Source organism: Pseudorhizobium halotolerans, assembly GCF_902153235.2.
Classification (GTDB): domain Bacteria; phylum Pseudomonadota; class Alphaproteobacteria; order Rhizobiales; family Rhizobiaceae; genus Neorhizobium; species Neorhizobium flavum.
This window is the reverse complement of record NZ_CABFWE030000004.1, coordinates 262,518-279,516: the sequence shown is the minus strand read 5'-3', so window position 1 is coordinate 279,516 and position 16,999 is coordinate 262,518. Positions and strand designations below refer to the sequence as shown.

15 protein-coding genes are annotated in these 16,999 nt (G+C 63.0%); 11 read left to right on the top strand and 4 right to left on the bottom strand.

Annotation, left to right across the window (positions count from 1 at the left end):
• Window positions 1–10 precede the first annotated feature (10 nt).
• Window positions 11–946, top strand: a complete 936-nt coding sequence (locus FN060_RS04645; protein ID WP_142587133.1) for an AEC family transporter — start codon at window positions 11–13, stop codon at window positions 944–946.
• Here FN060_RS04645 and FN060_RS04640 read toward each other — a convergent pair.
• On the bottom strand, window positions 928–2,580 hold the full coding sequence (locus tag FN060_RS04640; protein ID WP_142587057.1) for an acyl-CoA dehydrogenase family protein: 1,653 nt from the start codon (window positions 2,578–2,580) through the stop codon (window positions 928–930). The two genes, FN060_RS04645 and FN060_RS04640, sit on opposite strands and share 19 nt — an antisense overlap.
• A gap of 121 nt (window positions 2,581–2,701) precedes the next feature.
• Between FN060_RS04640 and FN060_RS04635 the strand changes: the two genes are divergently transcribed.
• The 4 genes from FN060_RS04635 to dprA are packed head-to-tail and all read left to right on the top strand — an operon-like array spanning window position 2,702 to window position 6,713.
• Window positions 2,702–3,643: an aspartate carbamoyltransferase catalytic subunit gene (locus FN060_RS04635; RefSeq protein WP_142587056.1), complete on the top strand. Its 942-nt coding sequence runs from the start codon at window positions 2,702–2,704 to the stop codon at window positions 3,641–3,643.
• Window positions 3,640–4,929: a dihydroorotase gene (locus FN060_RS04630; protein ID WP_142587055.1), complete on the top strand. Its 1,290-nt coding sequence runs from the start codon at window positions 3,640–3,642 to the stop codon at window positions 4,927–4,929. The genes FN060_RS04635 and FN060_RS04630 overlap by 4 nt, the downstream gene beginning before the upstream one ends.
• A gap of 12 nt (window positions 4,930–4,941) precedes the next feature.
• A complete protein-coding gene (plsY, locus tag FN060_RS04625; RefSeq protein WP_077547194.1) occupies window positions 4,942–5,559 on the top strand; it encodes a glycerol-3-phosphate 1-O-acyltransferase PlsY in 618 nt (205 codons plus the stop codon).
• 2 nt (window positions 5,560–5,561) lie between these two features.
• Entirely contained in the window at window positions 5,562–6,713 is a 1,152-nt protein-coding gene (gene dprA / locus FN060_RS04620) for a DNA-processing protein DprA (protein ID WP_142587054.1), read from the top strand.
• Here dprA and FN060_RS04615 read toward each other — a convergent pair.
• On the bottom strand, window positions 6,666–6,884 hold the full coding sequence (locus FN060_RS04615) for a hypothetical protein (RefSeq protein ID WP_142587053.1): 219 nt from the start codon (window positions 6,882–6,884) through the stop codon (window positions 6,666–6,668). The two genes, dprA and FN060_RS04615, sit on opposite strands and share 48 nt — an antisense overlap.
• A gap of 233 nt (window positions 6,885–7,117) precedes the next feature.
• On the opposite strand from FN060_RS04615, the gene topA reads away from it, so the two are divergent.
• The 6 genes from topA (at window position 7,118) to rpmG (ending at window position 14,705) form a co-directional block, all read left to right on the top strand.
• Window positions 7,118–9,778: a type I DNA topoisomerase gene (gene topA / locus FN060_RS04610; RefSeq protein ID WP_142587131.1), complete on the top strand. Its 2,661-nt coding sequence runs from the start codon at window positions 7,118–7,120 to the stop codon at window positions 9,776–9,778.
• On the top strand, window positions 9,775–12,105 hold the full coding sequence (gene rnr, locus FN060_RS04605; RefSeq protein WP_142587052.1) for a ribonuclease R: 2,331 nt from the start codon (window positions 9,775–9,777) through the stop codon (window positions 12,103–12,105). The genes topA and rnr overlap by 4 nt, the downstream gene beginning before the upstream one ends.
• Window positions 12,106–12,115: 10 nt before the next feature.
• Window positions 12,116–12,568, top strand: coding sequence for a DUF983 domain-containing protein (locus FN060_RS04600; RefSeq protein ID WP_142587051.1), 453 nt, complete (start codon window positions 12,116–12,118; stop codon window positions 12,566–12,568).
• The gene (locus FN060_RS04595; protein ID WP_425312139.1) at window positions 12,565–13,251 is read left to right on the top strand and encodes an NUDIX hydrolase; all 687 of its coding nucleotides are present in this window, start codon (window positions 12,565–12,567) and stop codon (window positions 13,249–13,251) included. Before FN060_RS04600 ends, FN060_RS04595 begins: the two co-directional genes overlap by 4 nt.
• 9 nt (window positions 13,252–13,260) lie before the next feature.
• A complete protein-coding gene (locus FN060_RS04590) occupies window positions 13,261–14,445 on the top strand; it encodes an MFS transporter (protein ID WP_142587049.1) in 1,185 nt (394 codons plus the stop codon).
• 92 nt (window positions 14,446–14,537) lie between these two features.
• Window positions 14,538–14,705, top strand: a complete 168-nt coding sequence (gene rpmG / locus FN060_RS04585; protein WP_052637931.1) for a 50S ribosomal protein L33 — start codon at window positions 14,538–14,540, stop codon at window positions 14,703–14,705.
• A 422-nt stretch (window positions 14,706–15,127) separates the two neighbouring features.
• Here rpmG and FN060_RS04580 read toward each other — a convergent pair whose 3' ends face one another.
• Both FN060_RS04580 and FN060_RS04575 read right to left on the bottom strand, forming a co-directional pair.
• The gene (locus FN060_RS04580) at window positions 15,128–16,498 is read right to left on the bottom strand and encodes a PleD family two-component system response regulator (RefSeq protein ID WP_142587048.1); all 1,371 of its coding nucleotides are present in this window, start codon (window positions 16,496–16,498) and stop codon (window positions 15,128–15,130) included.
• A 16-nt stretch (window positions 16,499–16,514) separates the two neighbouring features.
• Window positions 16,515–16,886 (bottom strand): response regulator, encoded by a 372-nt coding sequence (locus FN060_RS04575; RefSeq protein WP_077547187.1) that lies wholly within the window; start codon window positions 16,884–16,886, stop codon window positions 16,515–16,517.
• Window positions 16,887–16,999: the final 113 nt, after the last annotated feature.

Here is a 16,999-nt window from a genome sequence, read left to right as displayed (position 1 = left end):
ACTGGCCCTCATGCTGATCATCTTCGAGAGTATCCTGCCGATCTTCCTCCTGGTCCTGCTCGGCGTTGCGCTGAAGCGCAGTCCGCTCATCAACGGGACCTTCTGGGAGGGGCTTGAACAATGCGGCTATTACGTCCTGTTCCCGGCCCTGCTGTTCCACACGCTGGCAACCGCCGATTTTTCGAGCATGGAGATCGGCGCAATCGGATTTACGGCTGTCGGGGCTGTGGTGGCGATGTGCGGGCTCGTGCTGGCGCTCTGGCCGGTCTTGAGATGGCTCGGAGTCCCCGCCTCTGCCTTCAGTTCCGTCTTCCAGACGGCCACCAGGTGGAACGCCTTCATAGCGCTCGCTATCGCCCAGAAGATCGCGGGAGACTATGGGCTGACCGTCGTGGCACTGGTGATGGCGGCCATCATTCTGCCGATCAACTTCATCAATGTCGGCGTGCTGTTGAGGTTCTCCGGCGCGCAGATGGGCTATGGCACCTTTGCCTTGCGGATCATCACCAACCCGATGATCATCAGTTGCCTGCTCGGCGTCCTCGTCAACCAGCTCGGTATCCCGATCTACGCACCTTTGATGACCACCATCGACCTCGTGGCGCGGGCGGCGCTGAGTCTGGGGCTCATCGCCGTGGGAGCTGGCCTGCGTGTCTCGGATGCCCTGAAACCGCACCCGCTGGTGCTGTTCTCGACGGCGCTGAAACTCGCCTTCTTTCCCGTCGTGATGATCGGAGCCGCGCTGATGGCCGGGGTTACTGGGCCTGCGCTCACGCTGCTCGGTTTGAGTGCCGGGGTGCCGACGGCCATGAACGGCTATATCCTCGCCAAGAAGATGGGGGGTGATGCCGAGCTTTACGCGGCGACGGCGACGGTACAGACCGTCTTCTCCTTCCTCACCATTCCGCTTGTGCTGATGGCGGCCGGTCAGTTCGCTGCCGGATAGAGAAGGTCAACGATGTAGGACGCATCGAAGCGGGCGTCGAGCATGCCATAGGTCGAGCGCCACCCGCCGGCGAGACGCGTTTCCAGAAAGGCGTCCGCAATCTTGCCGGCGCCGAGCCGCGCCAGTTCGGCGGCACCGGCGGCAAGCGCCAGTTGCTCGACCAGAAGGCGCGCCGCACCCTCGTCCGTCTCGCAGAGTGCCATCGCTGCCCGCAGGACCTCGATCGTCTTGCGGCCTGAGGCACCGAGGTCGCGCTCGAACCCTGCGAGAACGAGATCGAAAAGGTCCTTGCCACGCGACAGGACGCGCAGCACGTCGAGCGCCATGACGTTGCCGGAGCCTTCCCAGATCGCGTTGACCGGTGCCTCCCGGTAATGCCGCGCCACCGGACGCTCCTCGACGTATCCATTGCCGCCGAGGCACTCCATCGCCTCGTAGATCAGCGACGGCGCGATCTTGCAGTTCCAATACTTGATGACCGGCGTCATGACGCGGGCGAAGGCTGCGTCTGCCGGGCTGCTGGCCGCGCGATCAAAGGCGTCGGCGAGCCGGAAGGCGAGTGCCGTGGCCGCAGCAACATCAAGGGCCATGTCGGCCAGAACCCGCGTCATCAGCGGCTGGTCGATGAGGTTCTTGCCGAAGACGCTGCGGCCGCGGCAGTGATGCACTGCTTCGGCCAGCGAAGCACGCATGATGCCCGCCGAAGCCAAGGCGCAGTCGAGCCTCGTCAGGGTGACCATGTCGAGGATGGTGCGTATCCCGGCGCCAGGTTCGCCCAGCAGGTAGCCAAAAGCATCGGTGAACTCGACCTCGGAGGAGGCGTTGGAACGGTTGCCGAGCTTGTCCTTCAGGCGCTGGAACTGCAGCCCGTTGGCCGAGCCGTCCTCCAGCAAGCGCGGAACGAGGAAGCAGCCAATGCCCTCGTTGGTCTTCGCCAGCATCACGAAGGCGTCGCTCATAGGCGCGGACATGAACCACTTGTGCCCGGAAAGACGATAGATGCCCTCACCTACGCGCTCTGCGGTCGAGCGATTGGCCCGCACGTCCGTGCCGCCCTGCTTCTCGGTCATGCCCATGCCGAGGGTGATGGCATTCTTCTGCAGCGCCGGCCGGTTTGATGAGTCGTATTTCCTCGACAGGATCTTCGGTGCCCATTCCTTCTGGACACGCGGCGAGGCCATGAGGGCAGCGACGGAGGCGCTGGTCATCGTCAGCGGGCAGAGGTGGCCGCATTCGAGCTGCGCCGTCAGGTAGAAGCGTGTAGCCCGCGCCTTGTGCTCGCTCCCCTTGGCGTCCGCGATGCTCTCCCAGACCGACGAGTGCAGCCCGATGGACATGGAGCGACGCATTAGCGCGTGCCAGGCCGGGTGGAACTCCACGACATCCAGCCGCTCACCGCGGGGTCCGTGGGTGCGAAGCTTCGGCGGACTTTCGTTCGCCATCCGCGCCAGTTCCTGTGCCTCCGGCGAAGTGGCGTAGTGGCCGAGCGAATCGAACTCCTCGCGCAGGCTGCGGTGCAGACCGGCGGTCAGATCAACGATCAGCGGGTCAGATCGATAGGCATTGATGCCGGACCAGGGCTGGGGCTGGTTCAGTTCGGCAAGCTTTTGTTCGGTCCGGCTATTCTGTGTCATGCTTGGCTTCTAGCCCGTTTCTCTGAAAAATGCATGAGGATGAACGGACTTTTCCCACCCCTTCGCTTGCCGGTTTCCCGGTCAGTCATTATAGACGCCCGAACGCAAGCGGAGACGCCTCATGGTCTTCTTCCCTCACCGCCACCTCCTTGGCATCAAGGGCCTCACCGAACAGGATATCACCTATCTTCTGGACAAGGCCGACGAAGCCGTCCAGATCAGCCGGCAGCGGGAAAAGAAGACCTCGACGCTGCGGGGCCTGACCCAGATCAACCTGTTCTTCGAAGCCTCCACGCGCACGCAATCTTCCTTCGAACTCGCCGGCAAGCGGCTGGGTGCCGACGTGATGAACATGTCCGTAGGCAATTCATCAGTTAAGAAAGGCGAGACGCTGATCGACACGGCGATGACGCTGAACGCCATGCACCCCGACGTGCTGGTGCTGCGGCATTCCTCGGCCGGCGCGGCAGCCCTTCTGGCGCAGAAGGTCGCATGTTCGGTCGTGAACGCGGGCGATGGCCAGCACGAGCACCCGACGCAGGCGCTGCTCGACGCGCTGACGATCCGCCGCGCGAAGGGCAAGCTGTCGCGCATCATCGTCGCCATCTGCGGCGACGTCCTGCATTCGCGGGTGGCCCGCTCCAACATCCTGCTCTTGAACGCCATGGGAGCGCGCGTCCGCGTTGTTGCGCCGGCAACTCTCCTCCCCTCGGGCATCGCGCAAATGGGCGCCGAAGTCTTCCACTCGATGGAGGAAGGCTTGAAAGACGCCGACGTCGTGATGATGCTGCGCCTCCAGCGCGAGCGCATGGCGGGTTCCTTCGTTCCCTCGGTCCGCGAATACTTCCATTTCTACGGCCTGAACGCCGAGAAGCTGAAAGCTGCCAAGGAGGATGCTCTTGTCATGCATCCCGGTCCGATGAACCGCGGGGTGGAGATTGCTTCGGAGGTCGCGGACGGCCCGCAGAGCGTGATCGAGCAACAGGTTGAAATGGGGGTTGCCGTGCGCATGGCGGTGATGGAGACGCTGCTTCTCTCGCAAAACCAGGGGCCGCGGACATGACGCGCTCCCTCGTCCTGAACAATGCCCGCATCATCGACCCGTCCCGCAATCTGGACGAGATGGGATCCATCATCATCGGCGATGATGGGCGCATTCTTGCCGCAGGCGCCGAGGCTCACAACCAGGGTGCACCGGATGGTGCCGAAATTCGCGACTGCAAGGGGCTTCTGGCCGTTCCCGGCCTGGTGGATGCGCGTGTCTTCGTCGGCGAGCCTGGGGCAGAACACCGCGAGACGATCGAGTCGGCCAGCCGCGCCGCTGCTGCGGGTGGTGTCACATCCTTCATCATGATGCCCGACACCGATCCTGTTCTCGACGACATCGCGCTCGTCGAGTTTGTGAAGAAGACTGCGCGCGACACGGCGATCGTCAACGTGCACCCTGCCGCGGCCCTGACGAAGGGGCTCCACGGCGATGAAATGACCGAGATCGGCCTGCTGCAGCAGGCGGGTGCCGTCGCCTTCACCAATGGCCGCCATGCGCTGCCGGACACGCTCGTGCTGCGCCGGGCCATGACCTATGCACGAGAATACGGCGCCGTCGTCGCACTCGAGCCCCGGGAAACCTATATCGGCAACGGCGTCATGAACGAGGGCCTGTTCGCCAGCTGGCTTGGGCTCGCCGGTGTGCCGAAGGAAGCGGAAATCATTCCCCTCGAACGCGACCTCAGGATGGCCGGCCTGACCCGGGCGAAGTATCATGCCGCGAAGATCTCCGTGACGGAATCGGCCGAGGCGATCCGGACCGCCCGCAGACGCGGCGCAAACGTAACTTGCGGCATCTCGATCAATCACCTCTGCCTCAACGAGAACGACATCGGCGAGTACCGGACCTTCTTCAAGCTCTCGCCGCCGCTGCGCACGGAAGACGATCGGACCGCCATGGTCGAGGCGCTGGCCGACGGGACGATCGACATCATCGTCTCGTCCCACGATCCGCAGGACGTGGATACGAAACGCCTTCCCTTTGCCGATGCCGCCGACGGAGCCGTGGGCCTCGAGACAATGCTGGCCGCGGCGCTGCGCCTGCATCACTCGGGCCACGTCTCTCTCATGCGCCTGATCGACGCGATGTCGACGCGCCCGGCGCAGATCTTCGGGCTCGATGCCGGCACGCTGAAGCCGGGCGCGAGAGCCGACATCACGCTGATCGACCTCGACGAGCCATGGATCGTCTCGAAGGATGCTCTGCTGTCCCGGTCGAAGAACACGCCCTTCGAAGATGCCCGCTTTTCCGGCCGCGCGATCGCGACCTATGTGGGTGGCAAATGCGTCCATTCGCTGTGAGGAGGCGAGCCGGTGAATGAACTTCTGAACTGGCAGATCGGCGCAGGCGTTGCGATCGCGTCCCTTGCCCTCGGCTACCTCCTCGGCTCCATCCCCTTTGGTCTGCTGCTGACACGGATGGCAGGCCTTGGCGATATCCGCTCCATCGGATCGGGCAATATCGGTGCGACCAACGTGCTGCGTACCGGCAACAAGAAGCTCGCGGCCGCGACACTCCTCCTTGACGCGCTGAAGGCAACCGCTGCCGCACTCGCCGGCTACTATATCGCCGGACCGGAAGCGGGGCTGCTGGCCGGCTTCGGCGCCTTTCTCGGCCACCTCTTCCCCGTCTGGTTGGGCTTCAAGGGCGGCAAGGGCGTGGCGACCTATATCGGCATGCTGCTGGGGGTTGCTCCGGTCTGGGTGCTGGTCTTCGCTGTCGTCTGGCTGACCGTCGCATTCATCAGCAAGTATTCGTCACTGTCCGCGCTGGTTGCAACTCTTGTGATTCCGGTTGCATTGTGGATAGTAGGCAGCGAGAAGGTTGCCCTTGTCATGGCGATCATGACGGCAGTTTCCTGGTGGCGGCACGAGACCAATATCAAGAGGCTTCTGGCGGGCACGGAAGGCAAGATCGGCCAGAAGGGATAGCGATGCCTGACGGCGGCGCAAGACGACATGGGATTGCGCTCACCGACAGGCAAAGGATCGCCTGGCTCCGCCTCATCCGCAGCGACAATGTCGGTCCGTCCACCTTCCGCGACCTCATAAATCACTTCGGCTCGGCGGAAGCGGCGCTCACTATGCTCCCCGAACTTTCCAGCCGCGGCGGCGCCTCCCGCGCCATCCGCATCGCGTCGGTGGAGGAGGCAGAACGGGAACTGGATGCGGCCCGCCGCCATGGTGCCCGCTTCGTCGGCATAGGCGAGCCCGATTATCCGCCGGCGCTCAGGCAGATCGATGGCGCCCCACCGCTTCTTGCGGTGATGGGACATTCGCCGGTGGCGTTGAGGCCGTCGGTCGGGATCGTCGGCTCTCGCAATGCCTCGATCAGCGGTGCGAAGTTCGCAGCGATGATCGCCCGCGACGTCGGCCGCGTCGGCTACGCCATCACCTCCGGACTTGCCCGCGGCATCGACACTGCCGCCCACCGGGCGAGCATGGAAACGGGCACGATCGCAGTGCTCGCCGGAGGACTGGATCAGCCCTATCCGCCCGAAAATGTGCCGCTCCTGAATGAGATCGTCGCGGGTGAAGGACTTGCCGTCAGCGAAATGCCTTTCGGATGGGAGCCGCGGGCGCGCGACTTCCCGCGCCGGAACAGGCTGATCGCGGGCATTTCGCATGGGGTCGTTGTCGTCGAGGCCGCGCAGAGGTCGGGTTCGCTTATTACTGCAAGAATGGCGGGAGATTTTGGTCGACTTGTCTTTGCGGTCCCCGGATCGCCACTGGATCCGCGATGCCACGGCACGAATGCACTGCTGAAGGAAGGCGCGATCGTTACCACGTCGTCCGAAGATGTCCTCGAGGCGCTGGCTCCTCTCGCACGGCTCGAAGGCAGCAGTGAAAGGATGATCGAGGAAACGGGCGATGATGACGGCGCCGCGGCGCTTCTTCCGCCCGACGACAGCGATCGGGCGACGATCATCTCATCCCTCGGCCCGAGCCCGGTCGAGGTCGACGACATCATCCGACATACAGGCTTGTCCGCGTCAGCCGTCTATCTTGTGCTTCTGGAGCTTGATCTTGCGGGGCGGCTACATCGTCATGCCGGAGGTCTTGTCTCTCTCTCCATGAGCGACTGAACGTGGTCGTCGGCCCGCATGGACATCGCCCGCTTCGACATAAGCCATCTCGATCAGGTAGCAGAGCATGTCCGCCCCTTCCTGGCGTGCAACCTGATGCAGTTCACCCAGCATCTGACGGATGTAGGCGATCGCCTCCTTGTCCTCCAAACCGGCACGATCCGAACGCATGGTTGATCCCGTTGCCCCTGCCATCCAGCGGATGAACTACCTTTGATGGAGACAGGATAAAGCATTTATCTTGGATTGCAACCTTAAGTACAATCTCCTCCAGGTTGCATTGCGTTGTAGTGCTTAAATTGGCTTCAGCACTTGACCACGGCTCAAACGCCATCCATGTCGGAACCAACATCCGGTCGGGAACCTGTCCCGGCGTCCGGAAATGCACCATGCAGAGAAACTCCATGAACGTTGTCGTCGTCGAATCTCCGGCCAAGGCCAAGACCATCAACAAGTATCTCGGGCCCGGCTACAAGGTTCTCGCATCCTTTGGTCATGTTCGCGACCTGCCCGCCAAAGACGGATCGGTTCTTCCAGACCAGGACTTCGAGATGTCCTGGGAGGTCGACAGCGCATCACAGAAGCGCATCAAGGACATTGCCGACGCGGTCAAGGGATCCGACGGCCTGTTCCTCGCGACCGACCCTGATCGCGAAGGCGAGGCCATTTCCTGGCACGTTCTCGATCTTCTCAAGAAGAGGCGCGTGCTGGGGGACAAGCCCGTCAAGCGCGTCGTCTTCAACGCCATCACCAAGAAGGCGGTCCTTGATGCCATGGCCGCGCCGCGGGATATCGATGCCCCGCTGGTGGACGCCTATCTCGCCCGCCGCGCCCTCGACTACCTCGTCGGCTTCAACCTGTCGCCGGTCCTTTGGCGCAAGCTGCCTGGCGCCCGCTCGGCGGGCCGGGTGCAATCCGTCGCCCTCCGCCTCGTCTGCGACCGCGAAGCCGAAATCGAACGCTTCGTTTCGGAAGAGTACTGGAATATCTCCGCACTGCTCAGCACCCCGCGGGGCGATCAGTTCGAGGCTCGACTGGTCTCCGCCGACGGCAAGCGGCTGCAGAACCGCTCGATCAAGACCGGAGACGACGCCAACCGCCTCAAGACCCTGCTCGAAGACGCGAGCTACGTGGTCGAGAGCGTCGAGGCAAAGCCGGTCAAGCGCAATCCAGGTCCGCCCTTCACGACATCCACGTTGCAGCAGGCCGCCTCCTCCAATCTCGGCTTCAATGCCTCGCGAACGATGCAGGTGGCACAGAAGCTCTATGAGGGCGTAGACATCGGCGGCGAGACGGTCGGTCTCATTACCTATATGCGTACCGACGGCGTACAGATGGCGCCGGAAGCGATCGACGGTGCGCGGCGCGCTGTCCAGGAGCAGTTCGGCGATCGATACGTCCCCGAGAAGCCCCGCTTCTATTCCACCAAGGCAAAGAACGCCCAGGAAGCCCACGAAGCGATCCGACCCACTGACTTCAACCGCACCCCGGAGAAGGTGCGCCGCCATCTCGACGCGGACCAAGCGCGTCTCTACGAACTGATCTGGAAGCGCGGCATTGCCAGCCAGATGGCTTCTGCCGAGATCGAGCGGACGACGGTCGAAATCCTGGCGGATAACAAGGGCGAGAAAGCCGGCCTGCGCGCTGTGGGTTCCGTCATCCGCTTCGACGGCTTCCTCGGCGCCTACATGGATCAGCGCGAAGAGGGCGACAAAGGCGAGGACGACGACGAGGACGGCCGCCTGCCGGAGATCAACGCCCGCGAAAAACTCGACAAGAACAAGGTGAATGCCAGCCAGCATTTCACGGAGCCGCCGCCGCGCTACTCGGAAGCGTCGCTGATCAAGAAGATGGAAGAACTTGGTATCGGCCGCCCATCCACTTACGCAGCAACGCTGAAGACCCTGAGCGACCGGGAATACGTGACAACGGAAAAGCGCAAGCTCATCCCGCAGGCCAAAGGCCGACTGGTGACGGCTTTCCTGGAGAACTTCTTCACCAAGTATGTGGAGTACGACTTCACGGCAGATCTCGAGGAAAAGCTCGACCGGATTTCGGCCGGAGAACTCGACTGGAAGCAAGTCCTGCGGGATTTCTGGCAGGATTTCTTTGCCCAGATCGAGGACACGAAGGAACTGCGCGTCACCAACGTGCTCGATGCGCTGAACGAGGCGCTGGCGCCGCTGGTCTTCCCGAAGCGCGAGGACGGCAGCGACCCGCGGACCTGCCAGGTCTGCGGCACCGGCAAGCTCTCGCTGAAGCTCGGCAAGTATGGCGCCTTCGTCGGCTGCTCCAACTATCCGGAATGCAACTACACGCGCCAGCTCTCCCAGGACGGCGCCGAGGCGGAGGCAAGCGGGCTCAACGAGCCGAAGTCGCTGGGCGCCGATCCGCATACCGGCGAGGACCTGACGCTCCGCTCCGGCCGCTTTGGGCCCTATATCCAGCGCGGCGAAGGCAAGGATGCCAAGCGATCGTCGCTGCCGAAGGGCTGGAAGCCGGAGGACATCGACCACGAGAAGGCACTCGCGCTCATCAGCCTGCCGCGGGACATCGGCAAGCATCCCGAAAGCGGCAAGATGATCTCGGCCGGCATCGGCCGCTATGGGCCGTTTCTGCTGCACGACGGCAGCTATGCCAACCTTGAAAGCGTCGAGGACGTCTTCACCATCGGTCTCAACCGGGCCGTTACGGTCCTTGCCGAGAAGCAGAGCAAGGGCCCCGGCGGTCGCGGGCGTGGAACGCCGGCGGCGCTGAAGACGTTGGGCGATCACCCGACCGGCGGCGCCATCACCGTTCGTGACGGCCGCTACGGCCCTTACGTGAACTGGGGCAAGGTCAATGCCACGCTTCCGAAGGGCAAGGACCCGCAGGCGGTGACGTTGGAAGAAGCGATGGCGCTGATCGTCGAGAAGGGTGGCAAGGCAGGCGCGGGCAAGGCGAAAGCCACCAAGGCGAAGGCGTCGACAGCAGGAGCGAAGAAAACCGCCGCGAAACCAAAGGCTGCAACCAAGCCCAAGGCCGCAGCGAAAACTGCCAGCAAGGCGAAGAAGACCGGAACGTGACAAGAGAACCTCGGGAAAGATCCGCGCCCAGAAGCCATAAGGCGAACGCTCCCTCCTCCGGCGGACCGGTCATCATCCACGGAGCGGTGCCGCCGCGGGAAATCCTGCTCGAATTCATCGCCGACAATCCCGATCGCGCCTCCAAGCGCGAAATCGCCAAGGCCTTCGGCCTCAAGGGCGAGGCACGGGTGGAATTGAAGGACTTGCTCCGGGCGCTGGAGGACGAGGGCCTCCTGAAGAAGAGCCGGAAGTCCCTGTCGCGCCCCGGCGCCCTGCCGCCGGTCACGGTGCTCGACATCACCACCCGCGACAAGGACGGAGAACTGATCGGGCGCCCCGCCGAATGGCCGGAAGACCAAGGGGCGGCACCGGCTGTCCTGATCCGCCAGACGGCTGACCGGAGGGGCAAGACGCCGGCCGCCGGACTGAACGACAGAGTGCTCGCCAAGATCTTCTCCAACAAGGACCGCAGCGGTCCGGCCTATACGGCCCGCGTCATCAAGATCATCGACCGCCGTCGTGGCGCGTCTCTCGGCGTGATCCGGATGATGGAGGACGAGACGCGCCTCATGCCGATCGACCGGCGGGGCGAGGAGATGCTGATCGAACGCGACGGCATGGGCGATGCGAAGGACGGCGACCTCGTCGAGGTCGAGGTTGCCCGCAGCGGTCGGTTCGGCCTGCCGCGCGCCCGCGTCCTCTCGGTCGTCGGGTCCGTCGGCTCCGAGAAAGCGATCTCGATGATCGCCATCTATGCCCATGGCATTCCCCATGTCTTCCCGCAGGCGGTCATCGACGAGGCAGAGGCGGCAGGTCCCGCGACCATGGCGAAGCGCGAGGACTGGCGCTACGTGCCGCTCATCACCATCGATCCGGCCGATGCGAAGGATCATGACGACGCCGTCCATGCCGAGGCGGACACTTCGCCGGACAATCCGGGCGGCGTGATCGTCACCGTCGCGATCGCCGACGTCTCCTGGTATGTGCGCACCGGCTCCGCGCTCGACCGCGAGGCGCTGAAGCGCGGGAATTCAGTCTACTTCCCGGATCGGGTCGTCCCCATGCTTCCGGAACGCATCTCCAACAACCTCTGCTCGCTCCGCGAGGGTGAGGACCGGCCCGCCATCGCGGTGCGGATGGTCTTCTCGAAGGAGGGCCGCAAGGCCGGCCACACCTTCCATCGCATCATGATGAAGAGCGCGGCGAAGCTTTCCTACCAGCAGGCCCAGGCTGCCATCGACGGCAAGCCCGACGACAAGACGGGACCGCTGCTCGAGCCGATCCTGAAACCTCTGTGGCATGCCTATGCGACGCTGAAGCGCGGGCGCGACCGGCGGCAGCCGCTCGAGCTCGACATGCCGGAGCGGAAGATCATCCTCAAGGCCGACGGCACCGTCGACCGCGTCTTCATCCCCGAGCGGCTGGATGCCCACAAGCTCATCGAAGAGATGATGATCCAGGCGAACGTCGCAGCCGCGGAAACGCTGGAGAAGAAACGCCAGCCGCTCGTTTACCGCGTCCATGATGCGCCGGCGCTATCGAAGCAGGAAACCCTGCGGGAGTTCCTGGCAACGATCGGCCTCTCCATGGCAAAGGGCGGGCAGCTGCGGGCGAATTCCTTCAACGGCATCCTCGCCCGGGCCCTCGATACCCCGCACCAGACGATGGTCAACGAGATGGTTCTGCGCTCGCAGAGCCAGGCGATCTACAGCCCCGAGAACATCGGCCACTTCGGGCTGAACCTGATGAAGTACGCCCACTTCACGTCGCCGATCCGTCGTTATGCCGACCTGATCGTGCATCGCGCACTGGTCGGCTCCCTCGGGCTGGGCGAAGGCGGCATCACGCCGGAGGAGGAGGCGATCCTCGACGATATCGCCGCCGAGATCTCGACCTTCGAGCGAAGGGCGATGGCGGCGGAGCGCGACACCGTCAACCGGCTGATCGCCCATCACCTCAGTGAACGCATCGGCGAGGAATTCGAGGGCCGCGTCTCCGGCGTCACGAAGGCCGGCCTGTTCATCACCCTGCCGGAATACGGAGCAGACGGCTTCGTGCCGATCTCGACGCTCGGCACGGACTATTTCATATACGACGAAGCCCATCAGGCGCTGACCGGCGAGAAGTCCGGGCTTGGCTATCAGCTTGGGGATGCAGTCGAGGTACGACTGGCCGAAGCGATCCCCCTCGCCGGTGCCCTGCGTTTCGAAATGCTGAGCGAAGGCCGGAAAATGCCAACAGCGACACGGTCTTTCCACAAATCCGGGCGAAGAGATCGTCATCAGCGGCGCGCGAAGGCCGGCACCCGACCTCCGCGCGGCCGATAGGAGCAAGCATATGCTAAGAGAAGCCGAGCAGCCGGTCCGGTTCGGAGGAACGCACCAGGAAGAGCGCCCCCTAGCGCGGTCCATCGGGCGCGGCATGAAGGGTACCTGCCCCAATTGCGGGAGCGGGCGCCTGTTCCGGGCCTTCCTCAAGCCGGTGGACGAATGTTCGGTCTGCGGGGAAGAGATCCACCACCACAGGGCGGACGACCTGCCGGCCTACCTCGTCATCTTCGTGGTCGGCCATGTTCTGATGACCGGCTACATGATGGCGGACATGGTATTCCCGCTCTCTCCCTGGATCCATCTGGCGATCTGGATCCCGCTCGCAGTCCTGGCGGCGCTGCTGACCATCCAGCCGATCAAGGGCGGCGTCATCGGACTGCAATGGGCGTACCGCATGCACGGCTTCGGCGGCGAGGCAGGAGAGCGGCTCGCTGCGGATCACGGAGACCGACATCCTTGAAACCGGCTGTGGTCGCGCCCGCACCGTTCGCGATCGACGAGCCGTTGCGGAAGAACACGGAGAAGCTGCGTCCGAAGGATGCAAGCACCATCATCCTGCTAGACCGACGCCAGGGCACACCCCGCTTCCTGATGGGACGGAGAGGTGGCGGCCACGCTTTCATGCCCGACGTCTACGTCTTTCCGGGCGGCCGGCGGGACCGCCACGACTACACCCTGCCTTACCAGCGTGACCTTCACCCGCTTGTCGCGAAGCGGCTTCTCTCTGGAACGGCAGCACGCACCGGACCGTCGACCGTGCGCGCCCTTGCACTGGCGGCGCTCCGCGAACTGCGTGAGGAGACGGGGTTGAGCGCCGGCGACGCGGCCGACCTCGTGCCCCTGCGTTACGTGGCGCGTGCGGTAACGCCACCCGGGAATGTAAGACGCTTCGATACACGCTTCTTTCTGCTGCCTGCCGACGAAGCCGGCATCGCCCCGGCTCCGCTTCAGGATACCGAAGAACTGCAGGATCTGCGCTGGGTGGGTTTTTCCGACCTTGCCGAGCTCAAGGTGCCGCAGATCACCCGCGCGGTGCTGGAGGATGTGAAATTGCTGCTTGAGAGCGATCCTGCCCTCCCCTATGGACTGCCCGTACCCTATTACTTCATGCGCCATGGACGGTTCGTCCGGACCGAGCTCTAGAGGCACAAGATGTCCCGTCCACAGAATGACCTCAACGGCCATGTCGAGGAGATACACTGGCCGTCGCTTTTCGCGGCAATCTCCGCAATCAGCGCCGTGGGGATCGCCATTGGCCTTGGCCTCCCCCTCCTCAGCATAATCCTCGAGAAACGCGGCATCTCATCGACCATGATCGGGCTGAATTCGGCCATGGCGGGTGTCGCGGCCATGATCGCCGCACCGATCACCACTCGGCTCGCCCATGATTTCGGCGTCGCCCGGACCATGCTGTGGGCGGTGATCGTGTCTGCCGTCAGCGCTCTCGGCTTCTACTATGCCAGCGCGTTCTGGATGTGGTTTCCCCTGCGGTTCGCATTCCACGGGGCAACCACAACGCTGTTCATCCTGTCCGAGTTCTGGATCAATGCAGCCGCCCCGCCCCGCCGCAGAGGCCTCGTACTCGGTATCTATGCCACAGTTCTGGCGGTGGGGTTCGCGATGGGCCCGCTCCTGTTTTCGGCCATCGGTAGCGACGGAATCCGGCCTTTCCTCATCGGTGCCGGCGCCATCCTGATCGCGGCAATTCCAATCTATATCGCGCGGAATGAGAGTCCCGTTCTGGACGAGAAGCCCGAGCGTCACTTCCTGCGCTATATCTTCCTTGTGCCCACGGCGACAGCGGCTGTTTTCGTCTTCGGCGCGGTCGAAGCGGGCGGACTTTCGCTGTTTCCAATCTACGCCGTGCGGGAGGGCTTCAGCGAGGCGCAGGCAGCTCTGCTCCTCACCGTGATGGGCATCGGCAACATGGTCTTCCAGATCCCGCTGGGCATGTATTCCGACCGCCTTCGCGACCGGCGGCCGCTTCTCGCGCTCATGGCGCTGACGGGCCTCGTCGGCTCGCTGCTCCTGCCGTTGCTGATCGAGGACTGGCTGCTGACGGCAGTCGTCCTGCTGTTCTGGGGCGGTTGCGTCTCCGGCCTCTATACTGTGGGCCTTGCCCATCTCGGCTCGCGACTCACCGGGGCCGACCTCGCCGCCGCCAATGCAGCCTTCGTCTTCTGCTACGCCGTCGGCACCGTGGCCGGGCCACAGGCGATCGGCGCTGCGATCGACATCACCGGCAACAACGGTTTCGCCTGGGCGCTCGCCTCCTTCTTCGGCCTTTATGTCATGCTGTCGATAGGACGGTTCCTTTTTAGACCGAAACGGACTTGACTTTTCGGGCGCGATTTGTAGTTTCGCGCCAGATTTCGCCGTGGACACCATCCGGCCGTCCGCGGCTTCATTTTTCCTAAAGGCAGAACACCATGGCGAAAGCTACGACCATCAAGATCAAGCTGCTGTCGACGGCGGACACCGGTTTCTTCTACGTGACCAAGAAGAACAGCCGTACCTTCACGGACAAGATGTCCAAGACCAAGTACGACCCGATTGCCAAGAAGCATGTCGAGTTCAAGGAAACCAAGATCAAGTAAGATCCTGGCATCCGGCAGAACGAGGCGCGCGCCGCAGGGCGACGCGCCTTTTTTGTTGTCTCGTGCTCCAAGCCAATAAAAAAGCACCGCTTCCCCTGAAAGCGGTGCTTTTTTATTGGGGGTCGACCGACTGCAATACGGCACGAGGAACCGAGACATGCAATCGATCGACCGACCCCACGACCCAGGAGATGCGGCGGACCTGAGCATCATGGGGTATCTTTCGTCTCTAAAAATCGCGCAAACCACCAAGGAAATCAACCGAATCTTGCCGATTCCATAAGCGAGTTCCAATGTTGGTTAAAATCAGGCGTAGTGGCGGCGCGCCATTCAATGAATAGCGGAGATTCAACTGGTCTGTTTCTCTGGTATTTCTTTGGCGAGAAATCAGAACTTCCTGCGCAACCCTGCCAAAACTCGCTTCAGGCTGCGGCTGCAACCACCCTGTTCCTGCCGCTGTTCTTCGCCTCGTAGAGTGCCCTGTCCGCTTGCTTCAGAAGCTGTTCCGGGGTCTCTGCCGCAGCCTCGTTGGAAGCGATACCAAGCGAAGCAGTGACGCTGATGGCCTGCCCCGTCGAGCGAATGACGAAGGGCTGGTTCTCGATCAGCCCGCGCAGCCTTTCAGCGATCATGCCAGCCGCTGCGGCATCGGTGTCCGGCATCACCACCACGAACTCCTCCCCGCCGTACCGGCAGGCGAGATCCGCGCCCCTGACGGTCGAGCGAATACGTGCCGCGAACTGCCGGAGTATGTCGTCTCCGGCGTCATGGCCATAGGTATCGTTGATCGTCTTGAAGCGATCGATGTCGGTGATGCAGACGGACAGTGCCCGCCCTCGAGCCGCGGCACGATTGAACAGCGTCTTCAAATGATTGTCGAGGTAGCGGCGATTGTGCAACCCGGTCAGCGCGTCGGTGACCGCCAGTTCGATCGTCTGCTGAACACTGACGCGAAGACGATCGTTGTAGCGTTTGCGCTTGATCTGCGTGAGGCAGCGGGCAACGAGCTCGTTCGGGTCGACCGGGCGCATGATGTAGTCGTTGACGCCGAGGTCCAGGGCCCGGACGATCAGATCCTCCTCACCCTGCTCGGTGACGATGAGCAGTGGCAGAAAGCGTGTCCGTTCCAACGACCTCAGTTGCGAGCAGAGGCGTAGCGGATCATAGCCGTCGAAATTGGCGTTGACGATCACGAGATCGAAGCTGTTTTCCGCTGCCTCGAACAATGCCGCCTGCGGGTCCGACATCGCCATGACCTCTGCGATCGGCTTCAGCGCCTTGATGAAACGCTCTTGCGAATTGCCGCGGCTGTCTACCAGCAGCACCTGTCCCGGCTCGTCCCGGCCGTCGGTGCCTTTCAGCATCTCCTCGAGGCCGACGTTCTGGGCAGTGTCGGCACGAATGCGCAACTCGTCGCTCAAGGTCTTCAGCCGCACGAGGCTCTTCACGCGCGAAATGAGCTGAAGATCATTGACCGGTTTCGTCAGGAAATCGTCCGCGCCGGCCTTGAGCCCACGAACGCGATCGGCCGGCTGGTCCAGCGCCGTCACCATGACGATGGGAATATGCGCGAAGCGGGGATCTGCCTTCAGCCGCTCGCAAACCTCGAAGCCGCTGAGGCCGGGCATCATGATGTCGAGCAGGATGAGGTCGACATGCGTATGCTCGCAGATCGCCAGCGCCTTGAAACCGTCCTCGGCCGTCAGGACATCGAAATATTCAGCAACCAGCCGGGCCTCGAGCAGCTTGAGATTGGCGGGCACATCGTCAACCACCAGGATACGCGCGGTCATGTCGTGTGCTCCGGTCTCATGCGTCGCCCAGATATGTCTTGATGGTCTCGATGAACTTGGGAACCGATATCGGCTTCGACACATAGGCTTCGCAGCCACCCTGGCGGATGCGTTCTTCGTCGCCCTTCATCGCGAAGGCGGTCACGGCTATGACTGGGATGATATGCAATTCATCGTCTTCCTTGAGCCACTTCGTGACCTCGAGGCCGGAGACTTCAGGAAGCTGGATGTCCATCAGGATGAGGTCTGGGCGATGCTTGCGGGCGAGTTCCATCGCCTCCATGCCGTTCCGCGTCTGGATGGTTTCATAGCCGCAAGCCTCGATCAGATCGCGGAAGAGCTTCATGTTCAGCTCGTTGTCTTCGACAATCATGACCCGTTTGGGCATGTACCCCGTCCCTGATCCTGCCTTGCAAGCCCTATTTCAGGATATAAGCTCGCGCACGGCCGATTCCATCTCCGTCACAGCGTTCAACGGTACGGCCATTTGGTTGAAAAAGA

What these genes read in the sequence shown, in the direction of transcription:
- FN060_RS04590 (WP_142587049.1), top strand. Translation starts at nt 13,261, where the DNA reads ATGTCCCGTCCACAGAATGACCTCAACGGCCATGTCGAGGAGATACAC.
- FN060_RS04580 (WP_142587048.1), bottom strand. Translation starts at nt 16,498, where the DNA reads ATGACCGCGCGTATCCTGGTGGTTGACGATGTGCCCGCCAATCTCAAG.
- FN060_RS04600 (WP_142587051.1), top strand. Translation starts at nt 12,116, where the DNA reads ATGCTAAGAGAAGCCGAGCAGCCGGTCCGGTTCGGAGGAACGCACCAG.
- FN060_RS04630 (WP_142587055.1), top strand. Translation starts at nt 3,640, where the DNA reads ATGACGCGCTCCCTCGTCCTGAACAATGCCCGCATCATCGACCCGTCC.
- FN060_RS04615 (WP_142587053.1), bottom strand. Translation starts at nt 6,884, where the DNA reads ATGCGTTCGGATCGTGCCGGTTTGGAGGACAAGGAGGCGATCGCCTAC.
- topA (WP_142587131.1), top strand. Translation starts at nt 7,118, where the DNA reads ATGAACGTTGTCGTCGTCGAATCTCCGGCCAAGGCCAAGACCATCAAC.
- FN060_RS04640 (WP_142587057.1), bottom strand. Translation starts at nt 2,580, where the DNA reads ATGACACAGAATAGCCGGACCGAACAAAAGCTTGCCGAACTGAACCAG.
- rpmG (WP_052637931.1), top strand. Translation starts at nt 14,538, where the DNA reads ATGGCGAAAGCTACGACCATCAAGATCAAGCTGCTGTCGACGGCGGAC.
- dprA (WP_142587054.1), top strand. Translation starts at nt 5,562, where the DNA reads ATGCCTGACGGCGGCGCAAGACGACATGGGATTGCGCTCACCGACAGG.
- FN060_RS04575 (WP_077547187.1), bottom strand. Translation starts at nt 16,886, where the DNA reads ATGCCCAAACGGGTCATGATTGTCGAAGACAACGAGCTGAACATGAAG.
- FN060_RS04635 (WP_142587056.1), top strand. Translation starts at nt 2,702, where the DNA reads ATGGTCTTCTTCCCTCACCGCCACCTCCTTGGCATCAAGGGCCTCACC.
- FN060_RS04645 (WP_142587133.1), top strand. Translation starts at nt 11, where the DNA reads ATGCTGATCATCTTCGAGAGTATCCTGCCGATCTTCCTCCTGGTCCTG.